Genomic DNA, 25,020 nt, shown 5'->3' on the forward strand with positions numbered 1-25,020 from the left:
CTTCTTCTTGCTTGCCCAAGAAGAAGTAACCAAGAAGAAGGGCACCCTGCGCGGCGCCCTCCGCAGCCTTCGCTGCTCCGGGTGCGTTGAGGGCTAGCCGGGCTTTTCGACAGGGCATCCATGCCCTGATCGAAAAGGCGGGGACATCCCTGTCCCCGCCCGCCTTCGGCGGCCTGATCGTCTAGCCCTCACCGCCGCGAAGGGAACCCGGGAGATCAAGAGCGACACGGAGCGTCGCTTCGCTCGCTCTTGTTTGGTCGTTGCTGTTTGCCTCGGTATTCACTTCTCCTTCCCCTCCGGGGAGAAGGCGGGATGAGGGGCGGGTGCTCGCGGAAACGTTGGTATTGCTGCGCCAATGCTCAGCGCAGCATCACCCCTGCGTCAAAAACCGATACCCCACGCCCGGCTCCGTCTTCAGCCACCGCGGCGTCGTGGGATCATCGCCCAGCTTCTGCCGCAGCTTGCCGAGCACGATGCGCAGATAGTGCGTGTCCTGCACGTGCGTCGGGCCCCAGATCTCGCGCAGCAGCTGCTGTTGCGTCACCACGCGGCCGGCGTGGCGCAGCAGCATGGCGAGCACCGCGTATTCCTTGCGGGTAAGTGCGAGCGGTTCGCCATCGAGATGGACCTCGCGTCGCGCCAGGTCGATGGCGAGGCGGCCGTCGTCATAGCGCTGCGCGGCCGGCTCGGGCTCGCCCGGGCGGTTGCGCAGGAGGGCGCGCAGACGCGCCATCAACTCCTGGATGCCGAAGGGCTTGGTCACGTAATCGTTGGCGCCGGCGTCGAGCGCGCGCACCTTTTCGATCTCCGCATCGCGCACCGAAAGCATCAGCACCGGCACCTGCGTCCACTGGCGCAGCTCGGCCAATACCTCGTGGCCCTCGCGGTCGGGCAGGCCGATATCCAGGATGACCAGGTCCGGCGAGCGCGTGGCGGCCTTGGCCAGGCCTTCCTCCGCGTTTGCCGCGAGCACCACGTCGTAGCCCTCGGCGCGCAGGCCGATGTCGAGAAACTTGCGGATCTGCGCCTCGTCGTCGATCACGAGCACGCAGGGGGCGGCAGCGGTCATGGGTTCTGGGGCGGGGTCGGCAGCGGCAAGGTAATGCGGATGGTGGTGCCGGCGCCGTCGCCGGGCAAGGCCTCCACGCTGCCGCCGTGCGCGCCGATCATGCCCCGGCAGATGGCCAGGCCGAGGCCGGTGCCCTGCGGGGCGCGGTCGCCGCGCGCGACCGAATAGAACATGTCGAAGATGCGTGCCCGCTCGTCCTCCGGAATGCCGGGGCCACGATCGCTCACATCGATGGTGAGTTTTTCGTCGGCGGTACGGACCAGCACGCGCACCGCCGCGCCGGGCGGCGAGAAGCGCGCGGCGTTTTCCAGGATGTTGAACAGCGCCTGCTCGATCAACGCAGGGTGCACGTAGAGCAGCACCGTGCCCGGCGGAAGCAGCGTATCCACCTTCAGTTCGGGGAACAGCTTGTGCAGGCGTCCGACGGCGGCGGCGACGATCTCGGCCACGTCGGTCCAGTCGCGGTTGAGCTTGAGCGTGCCATGGCCGAGGCGCGTCATGTCCAGCAGGTTCTGGATGTAGCGGTCCAGCCGCTGGCCCTCGCCGAGGATCGCATCCAGCAGTTCCTGGCGCTCGCCGGGCGGAAGCTGTTCCCAGTAGGAAGATAGCGTGCCGGCCGAGCCGATCATGGACGCGAGCGGCGAGCGCAGGTCGTGCGAGACGGAAGAAAGCAAGGCATTGCGCAGCCGCTCCGTCTCGCCCTGCACACGCGCGCCTTCGAGTTCGTCGGCCAGGCGTGCGCGTTCCAGCGCCTGGCCGATGTCCTGCACCATGGCCAGCGCCAGGCTGCGCTGGTCGGGCGAGAGGTCCTTCTGCTCCGGCGAAAAACGCATCGCGGCCACGCCTAGGGGGCGGCCCTCGCCGCCCAGGGGCAGCACCCAGCAGGGCGCGGCATTGAGCGTGTCGGTATAGCGTCCAGCGGCCTCGGCGTGGGACTCGCTCCAGTCCGCCGCGCCCAGGTCCTGCGCGGTAAGCCGGAAATCGCGCGGCGACACGGCCGCGACCTGCAGGATCTTGGACGGATCGCGCATCAGGATCGCGGCGTCGCAACGCAGCGCCTGCGCCAGTGCCGCCGCGCCGGCGTCGCGCACGGCCGTGGCATCGGTGCTGGCGGTCAGGCGCTGGCCCAGCGCGAGCAGGGCGCGCATATGCGCGTGCGCGGAGCGCATCGATTCCACCTGGCTGGACAACCGCGTCGCCAGCCGGCTGCACACCAGCGCCGCGACGAAGAACAGGCATACCGCCAGTACGTCGTCGAAGTTGGCGATCACCAGCGTGTAGCGCGGTGGCGCGAAAAAGAAGTTGTAGCCGAGGAAGCAGAGCGTCGCCGTATAGACGGCCACCGCCATGCGCGTGCGCACCGCCACCACCAGCACGGCGGTCAGGAAGATCAGCGCCAGGTTGGCCACCGACAGGTAGCGGTCGGCAATGAAGGCCAGTCCGAATGCCGCCAGCGCGGCGAGCGTGGCGTAGATGTATTCGTCGCGCCGCCCGCGACCGCCCGGCATGCGCAGCCGCAGGCGCGACTGCAGCCGTTCGGCCGGCGTGGCGATGATGGTCAGCTCCAGGTGCGCGCCGCGTCGCAGCAGCCGCTGGGTGAGCGATATGCCGAGCATGCGCGCCAGCGGCCGCTCGCGCGTGCGGCCGAGGATGATCTGGCCGACGCCCTCGCGGCCGGCGTGCGCGAGCAGTTCGTCCGCCACGGCATGCCCGCGCAGTACCACCGTATCGCCGCCGAGCCGACGCGCCAGCCGCATGGCGGCATCGAGCTGCTCGCGCCGCTTGTCGTCCAGTTCGGTGCCGGTGGCGACGAAGGCCACGCTCCAGGGCGCGCCGCGACGCTCGGCGATGCGGCGCGCGACGCGCACCAGGTATTCGCTCTGCGCATGGCCGTCGATCGCTGCCAGCACACGCCGCCGCACCGGCATCGCGCCACCGCGTGCGAGCATGTGGCCGCGCAGGTCGCTGTCTACGTGGCCGGCCACGGTATCCACGGCCAGTTCGCGCAGCGCGCCCAGGTTGGTGGGCGAGAAGAACGCATCCAGCGCGGCCGCGGCGGTTTCCGGCACGTAGACCTTGCCCTGCTTCAGGCGCTGGATCAGCTCGCGCGGCGGCAGGTCGACCAGCACGATATCGCGCGCGCGATCGAGGAAGGCATCGGGCACGGTCTCGCGCACGGTGACGTTGGTGATGCGCCGTACCTGGTCGTTGAGGCTTTCCAGGTGCTGCACATTGAGCGCCGTGTAGACCTCGATGCCGGCATCCAGCAGTTCGGCGATGTCCTGCCAGCGGCGCTCGTGGCGACCGCCCGGCAGATTGCGATGGGCCAGCTCGTCGACCAGGATCACCGCGGGCCTGCGCGCCAGCGCGGCGTCCAGGTCGAACTCGGTGAATTCGCGCCCGCGATAGTCGACCTGGCGACGGGGCAGCACTTCGAGCCCCTCGATGAGGGCCTGCGTCTCGGCGCGGCCGTGGGTTTCCACCAGGCCGACCACCACGTCCACGCCCTGGCGCTTCAGTTCGCGCGCGGCCGAGAGCATGGCGAAAGTCTTGCCGACGCCGGGCGCGGCACCGAGGAAGATCTTCAGCCGCCGGCCGCGTTCTTCCTGGACGCTGTCGAGCAGCGCATCGGCGCGCAATTCCCTCGGAAGATCAGACATGCGGACGCTCGAAACCCATCGGTGACGCGTAATGTAGAACCTTGCCGCTGCCGCCGGTTAGCCCGGGAGAACGCCGGCGGCGGCGGAAGGAGTTCAACGTGGCGCTTGCAAGGCGTCCAGGGCCAGGTTGAGCTGCAGCACGTTCACGCGGGGCTCGCCCAACACGCCGAGCTGGCGGTCGCTTGTGGCCTGCGCCACCAGCTGCTGCACCTTGGCCGGGTCCAGGTTCCGCACTTTCGCCACGCGCGCCAGCTGGTATTGCGCGGCGGCGGGGCTGATCTCCGGATCCAGGCCGCTGCCCGAGGCGGTGACCAGATCCACCGGCACCGGTGCGGCGTTGCCCGGGTCGGCCGTGCGCAGCGCATCGATTCGCTGCTTGATGGCATCCGTCAGGGCAGGGTTGGTCGGCCCCTGATTGGAACCGGTGGACGATGCGCCGTTGTTGGCCATCGGCGAGGTCGCCGACGGTCGTCCCCAGAAGTACTTCGGCTCGGTGAACGACTGTCCGATCAGGCTGGAACCGACCGCCTTGCCGTCCTTCATCACCAGACTGCCGTTGGCTTGCGTAGGGAACAGCACCTGCGCGAGGCCGGTCGACACCAGCGGATAGGCCACGCCGGTGATGGCCGTCATCAGCAGCAGCATGACGAATGCGTTGCGGATCAACTTGAACATGGCCATTTCCTCAGTAATGCAGGATCGCGTCGACCAACGCGGTCATCTGGTGGTTCTTGCGGCCGCCGTCGTAGGCGGGGAAATCATAGGCGTGCTCGTAGCGCAGTTCCGGGCGGATCTCGAGGTCCTGGGACACCCAGTGCGTCATGCCCACCGTGTGACTGGAATAGCGCGTGGCGAAGCCGGTGCGCTGGCCCTGCAGGTCGCGGTAGAACTCGTTGCGCACTGACAGCATGTTGCTGGGATCCAGCTCGATATTGAGGTAGTTGACGACGCCGAACGCCGAGCTGCGGCCCAGCGGAAAATCGGGGGCTTCGCCCAGCGGATAGCCTGGCTTGCCGGTCGGCGCGTGCGACTGCGACGGGTCCGTGGCCAGCGCCTGGTCACGCACGTAGATGCGGTAGGTCTCGGTCAGCATGTGCACCTCGGGAGTGAAGCGGTGCCCCCAGGTGAGTACGAATTCCTGCAGGTTGTTATAGGTCTGCTTGGCGTGGTTGTACGACTCCACGCAGGGATAGAGCATGTCGTCGTTCGACTTGGACACCCAGCGTACGCAGGCCTGCGCACTCAGGCGGCTGGTGCTGTCCCAGATCGCCGAATCGTCGCCGCCGTGCACGCCCAGCTGCAGGGTCCACTGGTCGTTGAGCTTGGTGGTCGTGATGACACCCATGTTGGTGTAGGCGTCGACCGTGTACAGCACCGAGTGCGTCAGCAGATAGTTGTTCGGGGAAAACTGCGCCTCGATGTCAGGCAGCGAAAGATAGCGGCCGGCCGTGATCACCATGCCCTGCGCCACCCACGGGATGTACAGGTCGATGTAAGCGATCATCGGGTCGTTGCCGTAGATCTTGCCGTTGAGCGCGCTGTTCGGACGAGGATGGTGCAGCAGCTGGTCGCTGGTGACGCCCTTCATCGTCGTGTAGTGGTAGTCGTAGCCGTACAGGTCGTCGAAATGGAAGCCCCAGTCGATGTGGTCCGTCTGCACCGTGTCCGGCACGCGCTGGATGCGGAACAGGAACTGGTCGAACTCCACGCGATTGGGACGCGTGGCATACGACAGGGGGTAGTTGGTATGGCTGGATGAGCTGATGTTCATCGAGGGGTTGATCCAGCCATAGACCTCGATGCGGTTGTCCTGCATCCAGTGGCCCACGCGCGTGCAGGCCAGGGCCTTCTCCAGCGGATACTGCGAATTCTCGTTGGGTACGCCGATCGGATACTCGACGCCGCCGAGCTGCCATTCGGCGGACGGGAATGGCGGCGAGGAGAACGGCGCGTCCAGGCCGCGCCGCTTGGGCGCGGGCGCGTTCGGATCGGCCGGTTGCGCGTCCTCGCGGTAAGCCGCGGCCAGGCGCGAGAAGAAGCCGGCGGAGCAGTCGCTGCTGGCGGCCGGTGCGGCGGCCGGTGCGGGGCCGAGGTCGTCCGCGTGGGCCATGGCCTGGGACAGCGGCGCGAAGGCGAGCAGGCAGGCGGCGGCGAGTGTTTTACGGAGTTGCATACATGCCTCTAAAGGATGGGCCTGGCGGCCCTCGATAACGAACCGTTTCAGAACGTGCGCTGCAAGGCGACGAAGGCTCGGGTGCCGCCGGCATGGCGGTACTCCCCCGCCCGGATGAAGCTGGACGTGCGGCGGTAGAAATCGCCGTTGGTGGCGTGGGTCAATCCCAGCGCGACCGACCAGCGCTCCCCGGCCTGGTACTTCAGCGTGACCCCGTAGTCGCTGTAGCTCGGGTTGCGTTCCCCGCTCGGCAGCGGCTGCGCCAGCGAGCGGCGATAGCGCGTGCGGCCCGCGTGCAGGTCCATGCTCCACCGGTCGGCCAGCGGAAGGGAGGCGTCCAGCTGCAGATAGCCGGTACCGCGGGTGCTGCCGGTATAGCCCTGCTCGCGGTCGGCGCCGAAGTAATCGGTCGCGGCGCGGCTGTACTTCAGGGTCAGCCGCTTCCAGCTCACCGAGGCGTTGGCTTCGACCGTGGTGAAGGAGCGCGCCGGCAGGCGGGCCTGGTCGAGATTGGCGCCCGGATAGAGGTACCCGTACACGCCTGTGCGCCAGCTCCAGTCGTCATCGATGGCGCGGCCGTAGCTCGCATAGAGGTCCAGCTCCATCGTGCCGCCAGGATAGCTGTGCTCGCTGACGCTCGACCCCCAGGCGCCGGCCACGAAACCGCCGGCGGTGGCCTCGACCCCGCCCTGCACAGCGGGTCTGGCCCAGGTCTGGGTCAGGCCCCGGAACACGTAGTCCGACACGACGCTGGCGTTGCCGCTGACGACGACGGGCGTGCTGGTTTCGTCGTCGGCGAGCGCATCGTCGGCGCCGAAGGGTGAGAACAGGATGGCCGCGGCGGCCATCAGTTGACGCTTCATGGGTTGACTCCCGCGCCGCGCTTCTTCGCGTGGCGCGCAGGTGGATGACCGCGCCGGCTCAGATGCCGGCGTAACCGCCGAGGGCGTACTCGTCGTCCGCGCCGGCGGACGGCTCGGTACCGTCCGGCGACCGGGCAGCTGGCGCTTCGCGCCCGCGCGTGGGCAGGGCGATGACGACGTCGCTGTCCGCGCCCGGGACCGACAGCCGCAGCTCCATGTCCGGATGGGTGGCGTCGGGCAGCGAGACGGAAAGCTTGAGCGTTTGCATGCGGAAGACCTCGATGGGATAGCGGAAATCGCGCTCAGGCCAGGCCGAGCAGCACCAGTAGCATGTCGATCAGCTTGATGCCGATGAACGGCACGGCGATGCCGCCCAGGCCGTAGACCAGCAGGTTCCGCCGCAGCAAGGCTCCGGCGCCCAGAGCGCGGTACTTCACGCCCTTCAGCGCCAAGGGAATCAGGAAGATGATGATGAGCGCGTTGAAGATCACCGCCGACAGGATCGCGCTCTGCGGCGTGGCGAGCTTCATCACGTTCAACGTGTTGAGCGCCGGGTAGGTGGTGGCGAAGGCGGCCGGAATGATCGCGAAGTACTTGGCGATGTCGTTGGCGATGGAGAACGTCGTCAGCGCGCCGCGCGTGATCAGCATCTGCTTGCCGATCTCCACCACCTCGATCAGCTTGGTGGGGTTGGAGTCGAGGTCCACCATGTTGCCGGCTTCCTTGGCCGCCTGCGTGCCGGTGTTCATCGCCACCGCCACGTCGGCCTGGGCCAGCGCGGGGGCGTCGTTGGTGCCGTCGCCGCACATCGCCACGAGGCGGTTCTCGGCCTGGATCTTGCGGATCAATTTCAGCTTGGCTTCCGGCGTGGCTTCGGCGAGGAAGTCGTCCACGCCCGCCTCGGCCGCGATGGCCGCGGCGGTCAGCGGGTTGTCGCCGGTGATCATCACGGTCTTGATGCCCATCCGGCGCATCTCTGCGAAACGCTCGCGGATACCGCCCTTGACGATGTCCTTCAGCTCGATCACGCCCAGCGCGGTGGAGCCTTCGACCACGATGAGGGGGGTGGCGCCGCGGCGCGCGACGTCCTCGGCCATGCGCCTGACCAGCGGCGGCATGTGGCTGCCGGCGGCGTCGAGGTAGCGTTCGACTGCGTCCAGCGCACCCTTGCGGATACGGCGCTCGCCGATGTCCACGCCGCTCATGCGGGTCTGCGCGGTGAACGGTACGAACACGGCATGGCCTTCCTCCAGCTGGCGCTCGCGCAGGCCGAAGCGTTCTTTCGCCAACACCACCACGCTACGGCCCTCGGGCGTTTCGTCGGCAAGCGAGGCGAGCTGGGCGGCGTCGGCCAGGATGGCTTCCTCCACGCCCGGTGCCGACAGGAAGGCGACGGCCTGGCGGTTGCCGAGCGTGATGGTGCCGGTCTTGTCCAGCAGCAGCACGTCGACGTCGCCGGCGGCTTCCACCGCGCGGCCGGAGGTGGCGATCACGTTGGCGCGGATCATGCGGTCCATGCCGGCGATGCCGATGGCCGAGAGCAGCGCGCCGATGGTGGTCGGGATCAGGCAGACCAGCAGCGCGATCAGCACGGTGAGCGTGATGGGGTTGCCCTGGCCGGCGGCCTGTACGCTGTAGATCGAGTACGGCAGCAGCGTCGCGCAGGCCAGCAGGAAGATCAGCGTGAACTTGGCCAGCATGATGGTCAGCGCGATCTCGTTCGGCGTCTTGCGCCGGGCGGCGCCTTCCACCATCGCGATCATGCGGTCCAGGAAGCTCTCGCCCGGGTTGGCGGTGATGCGCACCACTAGCCAGTCCGACAGCACGCGGGTGCCGCCGGTGACCGCGCTGCGGTCGCCGCCGGACTCGCGGATCACCGGCGCGGATTCGCCGGTGATGGCGCTTTCGTCCACGCTCGCCGCACCGATCACGACTTCGCCGTCGCCGGGCAGCTGTTCGCCGGCTTCCACCAGCACGTGATCGCCGGTGCGCAGGTCGCTCGACGGCACGAAGGTGACGGCCGCATCGCGCTGCGGTCCGGCCAGCTTCTTGGCGATGACGTCCTTGCGCGTGCCGCGCAGCGCGGCGGCCTGGGCCTTGCCGCGGCCTTCGGCCAGCGCCTCGGCGAAGTTGGCGAACAGCAGGGTGAACCACAGCCACACCGTCACCCAGAAAATGAAGCCGGTCGGCGCTTCGCCGTGGCCGGACAGCGCCTGCAACCACAGCAAGGTGGTCAGCACGCTGCACACGAACACCACGAACATCACCGGGTTGCGGAACTGCGTCCGCGGCGACAGCTTGCGGAAGGAGTCGGCGACGGCCTTGAGAATCAGTTCGCGATCGAACGTGCGAACCGCATGGGTATGGGAAGTCATGAAACGTTATCCCTTCGAATCAGTGGGCCGACATCAGGAATTCGGCGATCGGACCGAGCGCCAGCGCCGGCAGGAAGGTCAGCGCGCCCACCACGATCACGATGCATGCGAGCAAGGTCACGAACAGCGGCGTATGCGTCGGCAGCGTGCCGGCCGAAGGCGGCACGTGGCGCTTGGCGGCCAGCGAGCCGGCCATGGCGAGCATCGCGATGGCGAGCGGGAAGCGCGCCAGGAACATGCAGATGCCCAGCAGCACGTTCCAGAACGGGGTGTTCGCGGAAAGGCCGCCGAAGGCGCTGCCGTTGTTGTTCGAGGCCGAGCTGACCGCGTACAGCAGTTCGCTGAAACCGTGGGCACCGGGGTTGGCGACGCCCGCTGCGCCGGCCGGCGACATCGCCGCGACGGCAGTGCCCACCACCACCAGCGCGCAAGGCAGCAGCACGGCCAGGCTTGCCATTTTCATTTCGTGGGCTTCGATCTTCTTGCCGATGTACTCGGGCGTGCGGCCCACCATCAGGCCGGCGATGAACACCGCCACCACCGCGAAGGCCAGCATGCCGTACAGGCCCGAGCCCACGCCGCCGAAGATCACCTCGCCCAGCTGCATCAGCCACATCGGCACCAGGCCGCCCAGCGGGGTGAGCGAGTCGTGCATGTTGTTCACCGCGCCGCACGAAGCGGCGGTGGTGATCGTGGTGAACAGGCCGCTCGCGGCGATGCCGAAGCGCGTTTCCTTGCCTTCCATGTTGCCGCCGGCCTGCAGCGCGCTGGCCTGCTGGTCCACCGCCAGGCCGTGCAGCGCGGGGTTGCCTGCCTGCTCGGCGGCGACCGCGCCGATTGCGAGCGGAACGAAGATCAGCAGCATGGTGGCGAGGATCGCCCAGCCCTGGCGCCGGTCGCCGACCAGCACGCCGAAGGTGTAGCAGAGGCCGCCGGGGATCACGAAGATCGCCAGCATCTCGAGGAAGTTGCTGAAGGGCGTCGGGTTCTCGTACGGATGCGCCGAGTTGGCATTGAAGAAGCCGCCGCCGTTGGTACCCAGCTGCTTGATCGCGATCTGCGACGCGGCCGGGCCCATGGGCAGGGTCTGGGTGGACACCGGCGACTCCCTGGTCACTGGATTGCCCTTGGCGTCCTTGACCGGGTTGCCCGCCGCGTCCTTGATCTGTTCGACCTGGGTGATCTGCTGGGTCAGCGGTACGTCGACATACGGCTTGAGGTTCTGCACCACGCCTTGCGAGACCAGCAGCAAGGTCATGATCAGCGAGAACGGCATCAGGATGTAGAGCGTGCTGCGCGTCATGTCGACCCAGAAGTTGCCGATCGACATCGAGCTGCGGCGGCTGAAGCCGCGCACCACGGCGATCAGCACGGCGATGCCGGTGGCCGCCGACAGGAAGTTCTGCACCGCCAGGCCCAGCATCTGGGTCAGGTAGCTCATGGTGCTTTCGCCGCCGTAGCCCTGCCAGTTGGTATTGGTGGCGAAGCTGATGGCGGTGTTCATGGCCGAATCCGGCGTCACCGCGGCGAAGTGCTGCGGATTGAGCGGCAGCCACTGCTGGACGCGCTGGAGCAGGTACACCACCAGCAGGCCGGCCATGTTGAAGATCAGCATGGCCAGCGCGTAGCGGCGCCAGCCCATGTCCTCGCCGGCGCGGATGCCGGAAAGCCGGTACAGCACGCGTTCCACGGGCGCGCCGAAGCGCGTCACGCGGTTGGGCGTTTCGGCGAACACCATCGCCATGTAGCTGCCGACCGGCTTGATCAGCAGCATGAGCACGACCAGATAGATGGCGATCTGGATGAAATCGTTGGTGGTCATTCGAACCACTCCGGCTTGAGCAGGGCCACGCACAGGTAGCCCAACAAGGCCACTGCGATCACAGCGGCCACGGCGTAGAGGAAAGTCATGGTGGGATTCCCGCGAGTGCGCGATCGGGCGCGGATGCCGCCGGACGGCGGCGTCCGGTCAGGGGCGCCGGCCCAGGCGGTCGCAGATCAGCAGGAAGCCGATCGACACCGCGAAGAGCACGAACGAAAAGAGGAGATAGAGGGCGTCCATAGGGGCGAAGCACTGTCGTTTGCAACGGTGTGCATTGTCGGAACCGCCGCATAAGAAAGGGGTAGCGAGCGGGCGCCCCCGCGTATAGAACGCGTAAATTTTTGTCCGGGCGGCCGGTTGCCGTGCCCTGGCCGCGCCTAGGAACATTCAGTGAGAGTTTTGAACCTTTCGTGCCATGCTTGGGTCCGACGGCCGTCCCGCGGTCGCGGGGCGGGCGGTCCCCGCCGCCGGTCGCCGTTCACCTCATGGAGCCCCGACACTTATGCGCCTGGTACCTGTTGCCCTCTGGCTGGCGCTGAGCGCCGCCGTGCCCGCGTTCGCGCAGCAGGCATCCGCGCCGGTACCTGCGGCTTCGTCCACTCCGGCGCCGGCCGGTTCGGTCACCAATCTCGAATCCGTCGTGGTCAGCGGCGTGGTGCCGGGGCCCGGCCTGTGGAAGGTGCGCAAGGGCGATCACGTGATGTACGTGCTGGGCACGCTTTCGCCGCTGCCCGAGCACATGCAGTGGAAGACCGACGAGGTGGAGGAGGTCATCGCCGCCTCGCAGGAAGTGCTTACCGCACCGTCGGTCGGCATCAAGCCGAAGGCGAGCTTCTTCGGCAAGCTGTTCCTGCTGCCCTCGCTGATCGGCGCGCGCAAGAATCCGGACGGCGTCACTCTGCGCGAAGCGTTGCCGGCGGACCAATACGCACGCTGGGAGACGCTCAAGCAGCAGTACCTCGGCAACGATCGGAGCGTGGAGAGCTGGCGCCCGATTTTCGCGGCCGTCGAGCTGTACGAGAAGGCGGTCAAGCGCAGCGGCCTCAATGCGTCCGGCGGCGTGAAGGACACCGTGCGCGCGCTGGCGAAGAAGCATGGCGTGAAGGTCACGGCGACCCGCTACGAGATGATCATCGAGGAGCCACGCGCAGCGCTGAAGACCTTCAAGACCTCTTCCATGGAAGACAAGCAGTGCTTCAGTCAGACCCTGGATACCGTGGAGCACGGCCTCGGCAGCGTGACCGCGCGCGCCAACGCGTGGGCGGTGGGCGACATCGAGGCGCTGCGCAGCCTGCCGATGAACGATCAGCGCGAGGCCTGCATCGAGGCGATCACCGGCGCGGGCTTCGCCGAGAAGCTGGGCTTGAAAGACGTGCCTGGGAAAGTCGAGGCGACGTGGATGGCAGCGGTGGATCGCGCCGTGGGCGCCAACGCGCAGACTTTCGCCTTGCTGCCGATGGACGACGTGCTGTCCCCGAAAGGCCTGCTGGCGAAGCTGAAGGCGCGCGGCTACACGGTCACCGCGCCAGACGAAGACGATCCGCAACCTTCGAACTGATACGTGCGAACTCCATCTCCCCTCCGGGGAGAGGGCTGGGGTGAAGGCCGGGCGGAGCGCTGAGTCAGACCTCGCGGATCGCTTGCTTCGCTGCGCTGAATGGATTCGCGGAATCCGGCCCACCATCGACGGCGGCCGAAGGGAATCCCATGGACGGCATCCTTCCCCAGGGGAAGAAGCACTTCACTAGCTGTCCAGAACCCGCGTTTCCCCGGGCGCCAGCCCTTCCAGCGCATACGGCCCGATCTTCACCCTGATCAGTCGCAGCGTCGGAAATCCCACCGCCGCCGTCATCCGCCGCACCTGCCGGTTGCGGCCCTCGCGCAGGGTCACGCTGATCCAGCTGGTGGGAATGTTTTTCCGGAATCGCACCGGCGGATCGCGTGGCCACAACCACGACGGTTCGTCGGTATGTTCGGCGCCGGCGGGCAGGGTCGGTCCGTCGTTGAGCGTCACGCCGGCACGCAGTTGCGCGACGGCCGCGTCGGTGATCGCGCCGTCGACCTGCACCAGATACGTCTTCGGCTGCTTGTGCCGCGGGTCGGTGAGCTGGTGCGCAAGCCGGCCATCGTCGGTGAGCAGCAGCAGCCCTTCGCTGTCGTAGTCGAGCCGGCCGGCGGGATAGACGTCCTTCTGCCGCACGAACTCGGCCAGCGTCCGCTTTCCCCCTTCGGGGCTGAACTGGCACAGCACGTTGAACGGCTTGTTGAGCGCGAGCAGCATGCGCCGCGTTCAGTGCGCGGCGGTCTGCGTCGAACTCTCCGGTTTGATAAAGCGCAAGGTCATGCGGTCGGACTCGCCGATCGCCTGATACTTGGCCTTGTCCTGCTCGCCTAGGGTCAGGGTGGGCGGCAGCGTCCATACGCCTTTGGGGTAGTCCTTGGTGTCCTTCGGATTGGCGTTGACCTCGCTCTGCGCGTCCAGCTTGAAGCCGGCGTCGGTGGCGAGCTTGATCACGAAGGGCGTAGGCAGGTAGCCGCTTTCCTTGACCTCTTCGAGCTTGGCGCCGTCCGCGGCGCGGTGATCGACCACGCCGAGCACGCCGCCCGGGCGCAGCGCGGCGTAGAAGGCCTTGAACATCGCCGGAGCGCTGTCGTCTTCCACCCAGTTGTGCACGTTGCGGAAGGTCAGCACCAGGTCTGCCTGGCCGGCGGGCCCGAACGACGGCGCCTTCGGGTCGTATTCGACGATCTGCGCCTTGCCGTAGTGCTCCGGATCGGCGGCGAACTTCGCGCGCAAGCCGCCGTCGCCGGCCTCGCTGCCGGACTTCTTCACGGCGGCGGTGTAGCTGCCGTTGTCCTTCAGCAGAGGGGCGAGGATCTCGGTGTACCAGCCGCTGCCGGGCGTGATCTCGATGACTTTCAGGTCAGGCCGGATGCCGAAGAACTGCAGCGTCGCCTTGGGGTGGCGGTAGGCGTCGCGCGCGCGGTTCTTCTCCGAACGCCAGCTGCCTGCCAGGACGTTGTCCAACTGCGCGGCGGTGAAGTCAGTGGCGCTGGTCGGCGGCACCAGGGCGCCGCCGGCCGGCTGGTCCTGCGCTTCCTGGGCGTTGGCGGGCATGGAGTTGCCGGTGCATGCCGCCAGCAGGGCGGCGGCCAGCGCGGGGGCGAAAGAACGGATCGTCGGCATGAGGCGGTCCCTGAGAAGTGCTAAGGCAGGTTAGGGTGATACTGATCAAGTATCGCCGACGTCACCAGCGCTGTCTGCCCGGAGGCCTGCGGGCCTTCCAGACATCATGACGCCGGCGATATTGATCGGTGTCGCCCTGACACGCGTTTTCGTGCCCGCCATGTCTACGTTTGGTGGATGGACAGTGAGCGCGCCGTGTAGGCAGCGCGCTCAGAACGGGCGGGGGCACACCGATTGCAGGCCGTCGATGTGCTCGTGCAGGTCCGGCGCGATGCCCTGCCACATCGGATCGAGGATGAAATCGATGCCTTCGTAGCGGGCCAGCTTCGCCGCCGGAATGAAATCGGCGTCGCCCGCGACCAGGATGATCTGGTCGACCAGTTTCTTGTAGGTGAGCGCGGCGATGTCGATGCCGATCTTCATGTCGACCTGGGTCTGGCGCATGTCCGGCTCGAAGTGCTCGTCGCCCAGGTCGTCCCAGTGCAGGATGCCGTCGCGCAGTTGCTGGTAGGCCTGGTGCTTGAGTTTCCACTCCCCGCGCTCGGCCAGGCGGCCCAGGCGCAGCGCCATCTTGCGCTGGCGGCGCAGCTGGTCGTGCAGCTCGCGGCGAAAACCGGCCGCCCCGGTGCGCGAAAAGTCGTACGTGTCACCGCTGATAGGGCGGATGAAGCTCTTCTCCAGCGGCGGGCAGTCGTAGAAGAAGATGCGGTAGAGCGCTTCGCGCGGGCGGTCCAGTGCCTTGAGGTGCTCCAGCGCCATGCCGAAGACCGTTTTGGCGACGGTGCGGGCGTCATTGGCATCGCGTTCGCCCCACACTTTGCGGTAGCGCGCAAGGAAGAACGCGCCGTCGACGAGGATGGCGGTACTGGGCATAGGAAATCCTTATGGTCGTTGCTGTGTGGGCATGCAAAAACAAAAGCGCCGGCCCATAGCGGCCGGCGCCGCCATTCTAAGCGATGCAACCGACGTTCTTCACGCCGTGCTCACGCGCTGACCCGCGGCGTAGGCCATGGTCTGCGCATAGGCCGACGCTTCGCACAGGATCCAGTCGCGGAACACGCGCAAGCCCGCGTGCCCCAGCGAGCGTGGCGGATACACCAGGTAGTACGCCTCCGAAATATGCATGTAGCGTTCGCCCAGCACGTGCAGCAGCCCCGCCTCGACCAGCGGCCGCGCGGTGACCATGCGGCCCAGCGCCACGCCCATGCCTTCCAGCGCGGCGCGCTGCAGCGCATCGGTGGTATCGAACTGCGCTACGTAGCGGCGTGGGGGCGTGCCGCCGAAGGTCTCGAACCAGTCCCGCCAGCGGTGGCCCGGATCGCCGAGCAGCGGCCAGGCGCCGAGATCGGCGGGGTCCGTGCCGCGCATGCGTTCCAGCAGTGCGGTGGAGGCCACCGGCGCGATCCATTCGCCGAACAGCTGCTCGCTCTCCACGCCCGGCCACTCGCCGCGACCGTAGCGCACGGCGGCGTCGACCGGGTCGCGTTCGAAATCCACCAGCAGCACGCTCGATTGCAGGTTGAGTTCCAGTTCCGGATGCGCCGCGACCAGGCGAGCGAGGCGCGGCACCAGCCAGCTGCTCATCACGCCGGGACTCGCGCTCAGCGTGAGCGCTTCTTCACGGCGGCAGCGATAGGTGGCCATGGCCCGGTCGATGCCTTCGAAGTGGTGGCCCACCGCCTCCAGCAGCCGGCGGCCTTCGGCGGTCAGCTGCACGCCGCGCGGGCCACGGTCGAACAGCCGACGCTCCACGCGCTGCTCGAGCTGCCGGATCTGGTGGCTGAGCGCGCTCACCGTGAGATTGGCCTGTTCGGCGGCGCGCGACAGATTGCCCAGCCGGGCGGCGGCGACGAACTGCTGCAGCAGGTCCAGCGAGATGCGTGCCATGTTGAATTTCCCTCAAGGCTGGCTTGCGAATATATCGCTTTGGCGCGGTATTTCGGATGTCTATCTTGAGCTGGCCGCCAGCTGGCGGATATCTCGGGAGGGTTGTCATGAGTTCGCTGTGGACCGACCTGCTGTTCCTGCATGGACATATCGCCAATGCCGATCTCGCCCGCCGGCTCGCCGACAAGCCGGCGCCTGCACCGAAGCCGCGGGATCGCCGCTCGCGCCTTGGCTTCGGGTCGTCTGCGAGCAAGAGCGCACAGCCGCGCGGGAACGTTTCGCCGTGCGGCCAGACCTGTTCGCCGACCTGATGTTTTTACGCATGGCCGGCACCGTCCGGTGGAGGGACCAGTCACGGGCCTTCACACTGAATGAGCGCACCGCCTGTTCGAACTTACCCTGGCTCGCCGCCTTGGCCTCGCCCTACCCGCGTCGCCGATGTCCCGACAGGCCTAGTGGAGCCGGGGGCCGTGCGGTTCGGCATCTGTGCGGAATGCTTATTGGCGTCCTACCAACAACCTCGGCTTGCGCACTTCATCCCGCTTGAATTCCCCGAGGGGTACCCTGAATTCCTTCGCGTGATGGGCAATGGCCGCATGGCCAGCCCCGAATGACGCCCGCCTCGACAAAGGATTCGACACCATGCAGCACCGCCGCCTTGGCCGCTCCTCCCTTTCCACGGCGCCGCTCGCCTTCGGCGGCAACGTGTTCGGCTGGAGCGTCGACGAAAAGCGCTCGTTCGAGCTGCTGGACCGCTTCGTCGACGCCGGCTTCAACCTGGTCGACACCGCGGACGTGTATTCGGCGTGGGCGCCCGGGAATCGCGGCGGCGAGTCGGAAACCATCATCGGCAAGTGGCTGCGGCAGAGCGGCAAGCGCGATCGCGTGCTGATCGCCACCAAGGTGGCCAAGTGGGCCGAGCACAAGGGCCTGTCGCCGATCAATATCCAGCAGGCGGTCGAGGGTTCGCTCAAGCGGCTGCAGACGGATTACATCGATCTCTACCAGGCGCACGAGGACGATGCCAGCGTGCCGCTGCACGAAACGCTGGGCGCCTTCGCCCGGTTGATCGAGCAGGGCAAGGTGCGCGTCATCGGCGCCTCCAACTACGGCGCCGACCGCTTCGCCGAGGCGCTGGAAGTTTCCGCGCGCCACCACCTGCCGCGCTACGAGAGCCTGCAGCCGGAGTACAACCTGATGGTGCGCGGGGAATACGAGAAGCACCTGGAGCCGCTGGTCACGAAGGAGCAGGTCGGCGTCATCAACTATTACGCGCTGGCCAGCGGCTTCCTCAGCGGCAAGTACCGCAGCGAGGCGGATCTGGGCAAGAGCGCTGCCCGTTCCGGAGCCGTGCGCAAGTTCCTCGATCCGCGCGGCCTGGGTGTGCTCGCTGCGCTGGACGAGGTTGCCGCGGCGCATCGCGCCACGCCCTCGCAGGTGGCGCTCGCGTGGCTGATGGCGCGCCCGAGTATCACCGCGCCGATCGCCAGCGCCACGAGCGTGGAGCAGCTCGACGAGCTGCTCGGCGCGGCGAAGCTGGAGCTGAGCCGCGAGGAGATCGCGCGGCTCGACCTGGCCAGCGCCTGACGCAAGGCCACGCACGGAGCACGCGCCATCTCGGCCGTCCCGGCGCCTCACGCAACATGGTCAAAAGAACGGCGCCACGAAGGCGCCGTTGCTCAGCCTGGTGGCGACGCGCTCAAAGCCCGAAGAATTTTTCCGCTGCCGCCGTGCTGTGCGCGGCGGTGACTTCCACCGGCTCTCCGCGATCGCGTGCGATCTCGTAGCAGATATGGCGCAGATACATGGGCTCGTTGCGGCGGTGGCTGGGCTGCGGTTTCACCGTGCGCGGCAGCAGGTACGGCGCATCGGTCTCGATCAGCAGCCGGTCGGCCGGGATCTCCTTCACCAGTTCCCGCAGGTGCGTGCCGCGGCGCTCGTCGCAGATCCATCCGGTGATGCCGATGTGGCAGTCCAGCGCCAGGTAGTCGCGCAGCGCCTCCCGCGTGTCGGTGAAGCAGTGCACGACCGCCGCCGGCACTTTGTCGCGGTAGCGCCGCAGCAGGGCGAGGAAGTCCTCGTGCGCGTCGCGCTGGTGCAGGAACAGGGGCTTGCCCAGGTCCGCGGCGATGCGCAGTTGGCGCTCGAATACGGCCAGCTGCACCTCGCGAGGGGAATAGTTGCGGTGGTAGTCCAGGCCGGTCTCGCCGACGGCGCGCACTTCCGGGTGGGCATGGAGCTCGCGCAGCAGGGCGTCCGTCTCGTCGTCGTATTCCACCGCATGGTGCGGGTGGACGCCGGCCGTCGCGTACAGCTCGCCCGGGTGGCGGCGGGCCAGCTCCAGCGCGTGGACGCTGCCCTCGCGCGAGGCGCCGGTGACCACCATGCGCAGCACACCGTGCTCGCGCGCCCGCTGCATCACTTCGTCGAAGTCATGGCGGAAGGATTCGTGGGTCAGGTTGGCGCCGATGTCGAGCAGCTGCATGGGTCCGCGGGGTCCGGGCAAAGCGCCATTGTCCCCGACGCAGGCGCTGCCGGGCAAAGGCGGGCATGACCTGTGCCGCTGGCAGCGTCCCCTTCCTGACCGGCAAGTCGCAAGTTAATGGGACGACGTCGACATTTCCTACGCATTTGTGTTGTTAGCGTCAACTCCGGGTCGGCCATTCAGGCTTACCCGCGATCAAGGACGTTCCAACGGAGGAACCGGGCCGGGCCCGGCGGCCGGGTTCTGCGCTCTGGGGAGGGCGTGCCGGCCGGCGCCGAAACATGGAGGCGCCTCCGCGTCATCCATCCAGACACAAGGGAGTTCGAATGAATCGTTCGCAAGTGAAGTTGCTGGCCGCCTCGCTGCTGCTGGCCCTCAGCCTGCCGGCCGCGGCGGCGGAAGACCTCTCGGCCCATGCCCGTTTCGATCTGAGCTCGGTACAGGACGGCGCCGGCTACGACCGCTTCATCGTGGTCTATCGCGATGGCAGTACCGAACGTGCCAGCCCGGCGGCTGCCGTGCAGGCGATGTCGGCCGCCGCCGGCAAGGCGCAGCTCGCGGGCGCCGCGGCGGGTACGCTCCAGGTGGGCGGCCGCGCGCTGGGCCTGAACTACAAGCGCAAGCTCGCCAGCGGTGGCGACCTGGTCACCACGTCGCGCCGGTTGAACGCGGCCGAGACGCGCCAGTTCGTGCAGCAGATCGCGGCCGATCCGGCGGTGGAGTTCGTCCAGCCGGATTACCTGCGCCACGCGCTGGGCAAGCCGGTCAAGGCACAGCCGCAGGCCGGGGCGACCTTCGGCACCCCGAACGACCAGTACTACGCCGGCTACCAGTGGGATTACCTCGCCGCCAACGGCACGGGCTTCGCCGACAACAGCCTGGGTACCTCGGTGGCCAACTGGGGCGGCGCCAACATCCAGCAGGCGTGGAGCCTGGCCGACGGCAGCGGCGTGGTCATCGCCAGCCTGGATACCGGCGTGACCAGCCATCCGGATCTCGACCTCACCCTGGCGGATGCCGGCTACGACTTCATCAGCACGGCGCTGGTATCCGGTCGCTCTGCCGATGGCCGCGCGGCGGGCGGCTGGGACCTCGGCGACTGGACCACCGGCAGCAAGTACCTGTCCAGCAACGGCGGCTGCGTGGATGCCAACAACCCCGCCGAAGACAGCAGCTGGCACGGCACCCACGTGTTCGGCACCGCCGGCGGCGAGGTGACCAACAACTCCACCGGCATGGTGGGCACCGCGTTCGGCGCCAAGGTGTTGCCGGTGCGCGTACTGGGCCACTGCGGCGGCTACGACAGTGACATCGCCGATGCGGTGACCTGGGCTTCGGGCGGCCACGTGGACGGCGTGCCGGACAACCAGCATCCGGCGCAGGTGATCAGCATGAGCCTGGGCGGCGGCGGCACCTGCTCGTCCACCAGCGTCATGGGCCGGGCGATCAGCGGCGCGATCAACCGTGGCGCGACCGTGGTGGTGGCGGCCGGTAACAGCAACGCCAACGTGTCCGGCTTCTCGCCGGCCAGTTGCCCGGGCGTGATCGCGGTGGCGGCCACCGGCATCACCAGCCGGCGCGCGTTCTACTCCAACTACGGCAAGGGCATCACCCTGGCCGCGCCGGGCGGCGGCGTCTACGCCAATGACGGTTCGAGCGGTTCGCAGGCGACCTCCGGCTTCATCTGGTCGACCATCAACGCGGGCACCACGGTGCCGGCGGGAGCCACCTATGGCGGCATGGCGGGCACGTCCCAGGCCACGCCGCACGTGGCTGGCGCGGTGGCGCTGATGCAGAGCTACCGCCTGGCGCTGGGCAAGTCGCTGCTCAGCTCGACGCAGGTCGCCTCGCTGCTGAAGTCGACCGCAACGGTGCCGCACGTCAAGCCGAGCAACTCCAAGTCGATCGGCGCCGGCATCCTCAATGCGTACGCCGCGGTGCAGGCCGCGGGCGCGCAGCCCTGAGGCAGGCGGTTCGTTCCACCGTACGAAGCGAAGGCCGGCGCACGACGCGCCGGCCTTCGCCGTCTCCGGGAAAGGAGAGGCGGCGGGCATTCCAGCAGATGGACCGGCTGCGGGCGAACGCGCGGGCGCCAGGCATGCGGCGATGCCGCAGGCTCGATGAGGAGGTGGCAGTCTCGGTTTTACGCTGCAGCGCACCGCAAATAAGACAGATAGTTTTGCCTTTTTCTTACGATCGATCGGCGACGCTGCGTCATGCTCGCCTCTGCCACGATGGTTGTGTTACGAATGGAGCTTCCGCGCCCGCAAGGGGCGATGCATGGAGCATCGTGGGCGTGACCTTTGGACTTGAGTGTGGGGTGTGTGCATGTCGGCAGTGGCCAAGCCGGCGTCCAGCGGGGCAGGAACCGCAGTGAGCGACCGCGAATCGGCGGTGTGCGAGCTGCTGGTGGCCCGTGGACGGCTGAAAGACAGCGATCTGGCGCGTGCCCGGCGGCTGCACGAAGAGTCGCCCGAAGGCACGCTCACCGCGCTGATGGCCCGCCTGGGCCTGGTGTCCGAGCGCGACCTGGCCGAGGCGTGGTCCGAGCTGCTCGCCACGCCGTTGCTGGCGGCGCGCGACGCGCCCGAACTGCCGCCGGCGGAACTGGACCTCTCCGTGCGCTTCCTCAAGCTGCACCACGTCGTGCCCGTGCGCGACGGCGAGGATGGCGTCGCCCTGCTGGTTTCCGATCCGGCCGACCCCTATCCGCAACAGGCCGTCGAGCTGGCCGCCGGCCGGCCGGTGATGCTGCGCATCGGGCTGCGCTCGGAGATCGACGACCTGATCGAGCGCTACTACGGCTCCGGACGTTCCGCGATGGGCACCATCGTGGAAAACCTCGACGGTGGCAGCGCCGTGGAAGACGACGTGGAGCATCTGCGCGACCTCGCGTCCGAGGCGCCGGTCATCCGTCTGGTCAATCTGATCCTGCAGCGCGCGGTCGAACAACGCGCGTCCGACGTGCACATCGAGCCGTTCGAGAATCGCCTGAAGGTGCGCTACCGCATCGACGGCGTGCTGCACGAAGTGGAGGCGCCGCCATCCAGCTCGACGGCCGCGGTGATTTCCCGCGTCAAGATCATGGCCAAGCTCAATATCGCCGAGCGCCGCCTGCCGCAGGACGGCCGCATCCAGCTGCGCGTGCAGGGCAAGGAGCTGGACCTGCGCGTATCCACCGTGCCCACGAGCTTCGGCGAATCGGTGGTGATGCGTATCCTCGACCGCGAGTCGGTGATATTCGATTTTTCGGAACTGGGCTTCACGCCTTCGTTCCAGCAGCGCTTCGTCGACGTGCTCGAACGCCCGCACGGCATCCTGCTGGTCACCGGCCCCACCGGTTCGGGCAAGACCACCACGCTGTACACGGCGCTGTCGAAGATCAACACGCCTGACGTCAAGATCATCACGGTCGAAGACCCGGTCGAATACCAGATCGAAGGCATCAACCAGATCCAGGTGAAGCCGCAGATCGGCCTGGATTTCGCCGGCGCGCTGCGCTCGATCGTGCGCCAGGATCCGGACGTGATCATGATCGGCGAAATGCGCGACCTGGAAACCTGCCGCATCGCGATCCAGTCCGCGCTCACTGGCCACCTGGTGTTGTCCACGCTGCACACCAACAGCGCCGCCGGCGGCATCACGCGCCTGCTGGACATGGGCGTGGAGGATTATCTGCTCGGTTCCACCGTCAACGGCATCCTGGCCCAGCGCCTGGTGCGCCGGCTGGATCCGGAGACCGCGACGCCTTACGAAGCGCTGCCCGAAGTGATCGAGCAGTTCGAACTGCACAAGTATACCGACGAGCGCCCCATCCGCCTGTGGAAGCCCGGCAGCAGCGCGGCCAATCCCACCGGCTACCGCGGCCGCCGCGCCATAATGGAATTCCTGGTGATGAGCGATCCGCTGCGCCGCCTGGTGATGCAGCGCGCCGACGCCGGCGAGATCGAGCGCCAGGCACGCGCCGAAGGCATGCGCACCATGTACGAGGACGGCATCGCCAAGGCCGTGGCAGGCATCACCACGCTCGAGGAGGTGCTGCGTGTCACGCAGGAGAACTGATGTCCTGAAGCAGCGAACGGGCAACGGAAACCGGCCGGTAGCCGCTTTCCGTCGCACCGGCGTTCGCCGGCCTTTCCTCGTTACCCATTCCCCGATGCCCGCTCGCCGCTTCCCATGAGCCAGTTCCATTACCGGGCGGTCAGCGACACCGGCGACATCCTGCAGGGCGAAATGGAAGCGGCCAGCGTCGAGGAAGTCATCGCGCGCCTGCAGGACCAGGGCCACACGCCGCTCGAGGCGAAGCCGGCCAACGAGGCCGGCGCCGGCGGCGGGCTCGGCGGCCTGCTCAAGCGCGGGCCCTTCACCGGCGACCAGCTGGCGCAGTTCACCCACCAGCTGGCGACCCTGCTGGGTGCCGGACAGCCGCTGGACCGCGCGCTGGGCATCCTGATGGACCTGCCCGAGGGCGAGCGTGCGAAAAAGCTGGTCGAGCGCGTGCGCGACCGCGTGCGCGGCGGCGCGCCGCTGTCGCAGGCCTTCGACGAGGAACACGGTGTGTTCCCCAAGCTATACATCAGCCTGGTGCGCGCCGGCGAGGCCGGCGGTTCGCTGGAAGATACGCTGCGCCGCCTTGCCGACTATCTCGAACGCTCGCAGCAACTACGCGGCAGCATCGTCAACGCGCTGATCTACCCCGCCTTCCTGCTGGTGGGCGTGCTCGGGTCGCTGGTGCTGCTGCTGGCCTACGTGGTGCCGCAGTTCGTGCCGATCTTCGAGGACATGCAAGTGCCGATCCCGCTGATCACCCAGGCGGTGCTGGCGCTGGGCAACTTGCTGCAATCGTGGTGGTGGCTGCTGATGCTGGTGATCGGCGGCGGCATCTTCGTATGGCGCGCGCGCCTGCGCGACCCGGGTTATCGCCTGGCCTGGCACGGTCGCCTGCTGCAGAAGCGGGTGGTCGGCCCGCTGCTGCTGAAAATCGAGACGGCGCGCATCGCCCGCACCCTGGGCACCCTGCTCAAGAACGGCGTGCCGCTGCTGTCGGGCCTGACCATCGCCCGCCAGGTCACCTCCAACCGGGCCCTGGACGAGGCGCTGGCGCAGGCCGCGGAACAAGTGAAGGGCGGCGCGGGTCTCAGCCTGGCGCTGGCGCAGTCGCAGCGGTTCCCGCGGCTGGCCCTGCAGATGGTGCAGGTGGGCGAGGAGGCCGGCCAGCTGGACACGATGCTGCTGAAGGTGGCCGACACCTTCGACCTGGAGAGCAAGCGCGCCATCGACCGCCTGCTCGCCGCGCTGGTGCCGGCGCTGACCATCGTGATGACCATTCTGGTGGCGATCATCATGGCCGCGATCCTGCTGCCGCTGCTCAGCCTGACCAGCAATATTCAGTGACGAAAGAAACGGAGAGAACGTAATGGCTCATTTGATGAAGCGGGCCCCGGCGACCGGGCGTGGGCAACGGGGGAGCTTCGCCGCTCCGCGGGTTGCCGTCCGTTCCCTGCGCGCCGCGCGCTCCAGCGGCTTCACCCTGCTCGAAATGCTCGCGGTGATCGTGCTGATCGGCATCATCGGCGCGGTGGTGGTGACCCAGGTCGGCAAGAACGTGGACAAGGGCAAGTACGGCGCCGGCAAGGCGCAGCTCACCACGCTCAGCCAGAAGATCGAGAACTACGCGCTGGACAACGGTTCGCCGCCGCAGCAGCTGCAGGACCTGATCGCCAAGCCCGCCAATGCGCGCAACTGGCAGGGTCCGTATGCGAAAGAGTCGGAACTGAAGGATCCGTGGGGCCACGCCTTCGGCTACAAGTATCCGGGCGATCACGGCAACTTCGACCTGATCTTCTACGGCCAGGACGGCCAGCCCGGCGGCGAGGGCTACAGTGCCGACGTGGGCAACTGGCAGTGATCCAGAGGGAACGGGAAACGGGAGACAGGGAATGGGGGGCGCCAGCACGACGCATCCCTCCGCTTCGCTGTTTTTCGTTTCCTGTTCCCCGTAGCCAGCGTGCGGCACGTACCCGCGGCTTCACCCTCCTCGAAATACTCGTCGTCATCCTGCTGATCGGCATTGCCGCGGCGGCGGTGTCGGTCTCCGTGTCGCAGGGGCTGGCCAGCGCACGTGTCAACGCCGCCAGCGTCGAACTCGCCGCCGCGCTGCGCGCCACGCGCGCGCAGGCCATCGTGCGCGGCAAGGAACAAGTGTTCGACGTCGATACGCGCAAGAACACCTACAAGGGCGTGGACCAGCGCGAGGTCCGGCTTCCCTCCGGCATGAAGCTCAGCATCACCAGCGCCAAGGAAGACCAGCCCAACCCGACCACCGGGCGCATCCGCTTCTTTCCCGACGGCAGTTCCACCGGCGGCCACATCACCCTGCAGCGCGAGCAGCGCAAGTGGCAGGTCAACGTGTCGTGGCTCACCGGTGCCGTGAGCGTGGTGACGTCGTGATGGAGCGGAAAACGCAGAACGTGGCGTGGCGAACTGCTCAGGGCGGCTT

22 protein-coding genes are annotated in these 25,020 nt (G+C 67.7%); 8 read left to right on the forward strand and 14 right to left on the reverse strand.

What is annotated here, in order from left to right; all coding sequences use genetic code 11:
• Nucleotides 1-370: 370 nt before the first annotated feature.
• From RKE25_RS03265 to kdpF, 9 genes are all read right to left on the reverse strand, one after another.
• The gene (locus RKE25_RS03265; RefSeq protein WP_311840835.1) at nt 371-1,069 is read right to left on the reverse strand and encodes a response regulator; all 699 of its coding nucleotides are present in this window, start codon (nt 1,067-1,069) and stop codon (nt 371-373) included.
• Nucleotides 1,066-3,729: a sensor histidine kinase KdpD gene (locus RKE25_RS03270; protein WP_311840836.1), complete on the reverse strand. Its 2,664-nt coding sequence runs from the start codon at nt 3,727-3,729 to the stop codon at nt 1,066-1,068. The genes RKE25_RS03265 and RKE25_RS03270 overlap by 4 nt, the downstream gene beginning before the upstream one ends.
• A gap of 93 nt (nt 3,730-3,822) precedes the next feature.
• Complete coding sequence (kdpC, locus tag RKE25_RS03275) at nt 3,823-4,404, reverse strand: potassium-transporting ATPase subunit KdpC (protein WP_311840837.1); 582 nt, start codon at nt 4,402-4,404, stop codon at nt 3,823-3,825.
• A 10-nt stretch (nt 4,405-4,414) separates the two neighbouring features.
• Nucleotides 4,415-5,902 (reverse strand): outer membrane beta-barrel protein, encoded by a 1,488-nt coding sequence (locus RKE25_RS03280; RefSeq protein WP_311840838.1) that lies wholly within the window; start codon nt 5,900-5,902, stop codon nt 4,415-4,417.
• 47 nt (nt 5,903-5,949) lie between these two features.
• Nucleotides 5,950-6,765 (reverse strand): TorF family putative porin, encoded by an 816-nt coding sequence (locus tag RKE25_RS03285; protein ID WP_311840839.1) that lies wholly within the window; start codon nt 6,763-6,765, stop codon nt 5,950-5,952.
• A gap of 58 nt (nt 6,766-6,823) precedes the next feature.
• Nucleotides 6,824-7,033 carry a hypothetical protein gene (locus RKE25_RS03290; RefSeq protein ID WP_311840840.1) on the reverse strand — a complete coding sequence of 70 codons (210 nt, stop codon included), beginning with the start codon at nt 7,031-7,033 and terminating at the stop codon, nt 6,824-6,826.
• A gap of 34 nt (nt 7,034-7,067) precedes the next feature.
• Complete coding sequence (gene kdpB / locus RKE25_RS03295) at nt 7,068-9,140, reverse strand: potassium-transporting ATPase subunit KdpB (RefSeq protein ID WP_311840841.1); 2,073 nt, start codon at nt 9,138-9,140, stop codon at nt 7,068-7,070.
• Between the two features lie 19 nt (nt 9,141-9,159).
• The gene (gene kdpA / locus RKE25_RS03300; protein WP_311840842.1) at nt 9,160-10,962 is read right to left on the reverse strand and encodes a potassium-transporting ATPase subunit KdpA; all 1,803 of its coding nucleotides are present in this window, start codon (nt 10,960-10,962) and stop codon (nt 9,160-9,162) included.
• Nucleotides 10,959-11,051 carry a K(+)-transporting ATPase subunit F gene (kdpF, locus tag RKE25_RS03305; protein WP_311840843.1) on the reverse strand — a complete coding sequence of 31 codons (93 nt, stop codon included), beginning with the start codon at nt 11,049-11,051 and terminating at the stop codon, nt 10,959-10,961. Before kdpF ends, kdpA begins: the two co-directional genes overlap by 4 nt.
• Before the next feature lie 413 nt (nt 11,052-11,464).
• Here kdpF and RKE25_RS03310 point away from each other — a divergent pair, with 413 nt between their 5' ends.
• On the forward strand, nt 11,465-12,520 hold the full coding sequence (locus RKE25_RS03310) for a TraB/GumN family protein (protein WP_311840844.1): 1,056 nt from the start codon (nt 11,465-11,467) through the stop codon (nt 12,518-12,520).
• A gap of 186 nt (nt 12,521-12,706) precedes the next feature.
• On the opposite strand, the gene RKE25_RS03315 is transcribed toward RKE25_RS03310, so the two are convergent.
• The 4 genes from RKE25_RS03315 to RKE25_RS03330 form a co-directional block, all read right to left on the reverse strand.
• Entirely contained in the window at nt 12,707-13,243 is a 537-nt protein-coding gene (locus RKE25_RS03315) for a pseudouridine synthase (RefSeq protein WP_311840845.1), read from the reverse strand.
• 9 nt (nt 13,244-13,252) lie between these two features.
• Entirely contained in the window at nt 13,253-14,080 is an 828-nt protein-coding gene (locus tag RKE25_RS03320) for a methyltransferase (RefSeq protein ID WP_311842317.1), read from the reverse strand.
• A gap of 279 nt (nt 14,081-14,359) precedes the next feature.
• Entirely contained in the window at nt 14,360-15,022 is a 663-nt protein-coding gene (locus tag RKE25_RS03325) for an NYN domain-containing protein (RefSeq protein ID WP_311840846.1), read from the reverse strand.
• Between the two features lie 99 nt (nt 15,023-15,121).
• On the reverse strand, nt 15,122-16,036 hold the full coding sequence (locus tag RKE25_RS03330; RefSeq protein ID WP_311840847.1) for a LysR substrate-binding domain-containing protein: 915 nt from the start codon (nt 16,034-16,036) through the stop codon (nt 15,122-15,124).
• A 107-nt stretch (nt 16,037-16,143) separates the two neighbouring features.
• Here RKE25_RS03330 and RKE25_RS03335 point away from each other — a divergent pair, with 107 nt between their 5' ends.
• Entirely contained in the window at nt 16,144-16,347 is a 204-nt protein-coding gene (locus RKE25_RS03335) for a hypothetical protein (protein ID WP_311840848.1), read from the forward strand.
• A 331-nt stretch (nt 16,348-16,678) separates the two neighbouring features.
• The gene (locus tag RKE25_RS03340) at nt 16,679-17,623 is read left to right on the forward strand and encodes an aldo/keto reductase (protein WP_311840849.1); all 945 of its coding nucleotides are present in this window, start codon (nt 16,679-16,681) and stop codon (nt 17,621-17,623) included.
• A 112-nt stretch (nt 17,624-17,735) separates the two neighbouring features.
• Here the strand turns inward: RKE25_RS03340 and RKE25_RS03345 are convergent, their stop codons facing one another.
• Nucleotides 17,736-18,521: a TatD family hydrolase gene (locus RKE25_RS03345; protein WP_311840850.1), complete on the reverse strand. Its 786-nt coding sequence runs from the start codon at nt 18,519-18,521 to the stop codon at nt 17,736-17,738.
• Nucleotides 18,522-18,847: 326 nt separating this feature from the next.
• Between RKE25_RS03345 and RKE25_RS03350 the strand changes: the two genes are divergently transcribed.
• The 5 genes from RKE25_RS03350 to RKE25_RS03370 all read left to right on the forward strand — a co-directional run bounded on the left by RKE25_RS03350 (nt 18,848) and on the right by RKE25_RS03370 (nt 24,971).
• A complete protein-coding gene (locus RKE25_RS03350) occupies nt 18,848-20,485 on the forward strand; it encodes a S8 family serine peptidase (protein ID WP_311840851.1) in 1,638 nt (545 codons plus the stop codon).
• 364 nt (nt 20,486-20,849) lie between these two features.
• On the forward strand, nt 20,850-22,583 hold the full coding sequence (gene gspE, locus RKE25_RS03355; RefSeq protein ID WP_311840852.1) for a type II secretion system ATPase GspE: 1,734 nt from the start codon (nt 20,850-20,852) through the stop codon (nt 22,581-22,583).
• A 114-nt stretch (nt 22,584-22,697) separates the two neighbouring features.
• On the forward strand, nt 22,698-23,915 hold the full coding sequence (gspF, locus tag RKE25_RS03360; protein WP_311840853.1) for a type II secretion system inner membrane protein GspF: 1,218 nt from the start codon (nt 22,698-22,700) through the stop codon (nt 23,913-23,915).
• 145 nt (nt 23,916-24,060) lie between these two features.
• Nucleotides 24,061-24,429 (forward strand): type II secretion system major pseudopilin GspG, encoded by a 369-nt coding sequence (gene gspG / locus RKE25_RS03365; RefSeq protein ID WP_311842318.1) that lies wholly within the window; start codon nt 24,061-24,063, stop codon nt 24,427-24,429.
• A gap of 134 nt (nt 24,430-24,563) precedes the next feature.
• A complete protein-coding gene (locus tag RKE25_RS03370) occupies nt 24,564-24,971 on the forward strand; it encodes a GspH/FimT family pseudopilin (protein ID WP_311842319.1) in 408 nt (135 codons plus the stop codon).
• Nucleotides 24,972-25,020: the final 49 nt, after the last annotated feature.

The organism is Dyella sp. BiH032 (assembly GCF_031954525.1).
GTDB lineage: Bacteria > Pseudomonadota > Gammaproteobacteria > Xanthomonadales > Rhodanobacteraceae > Dyella_D.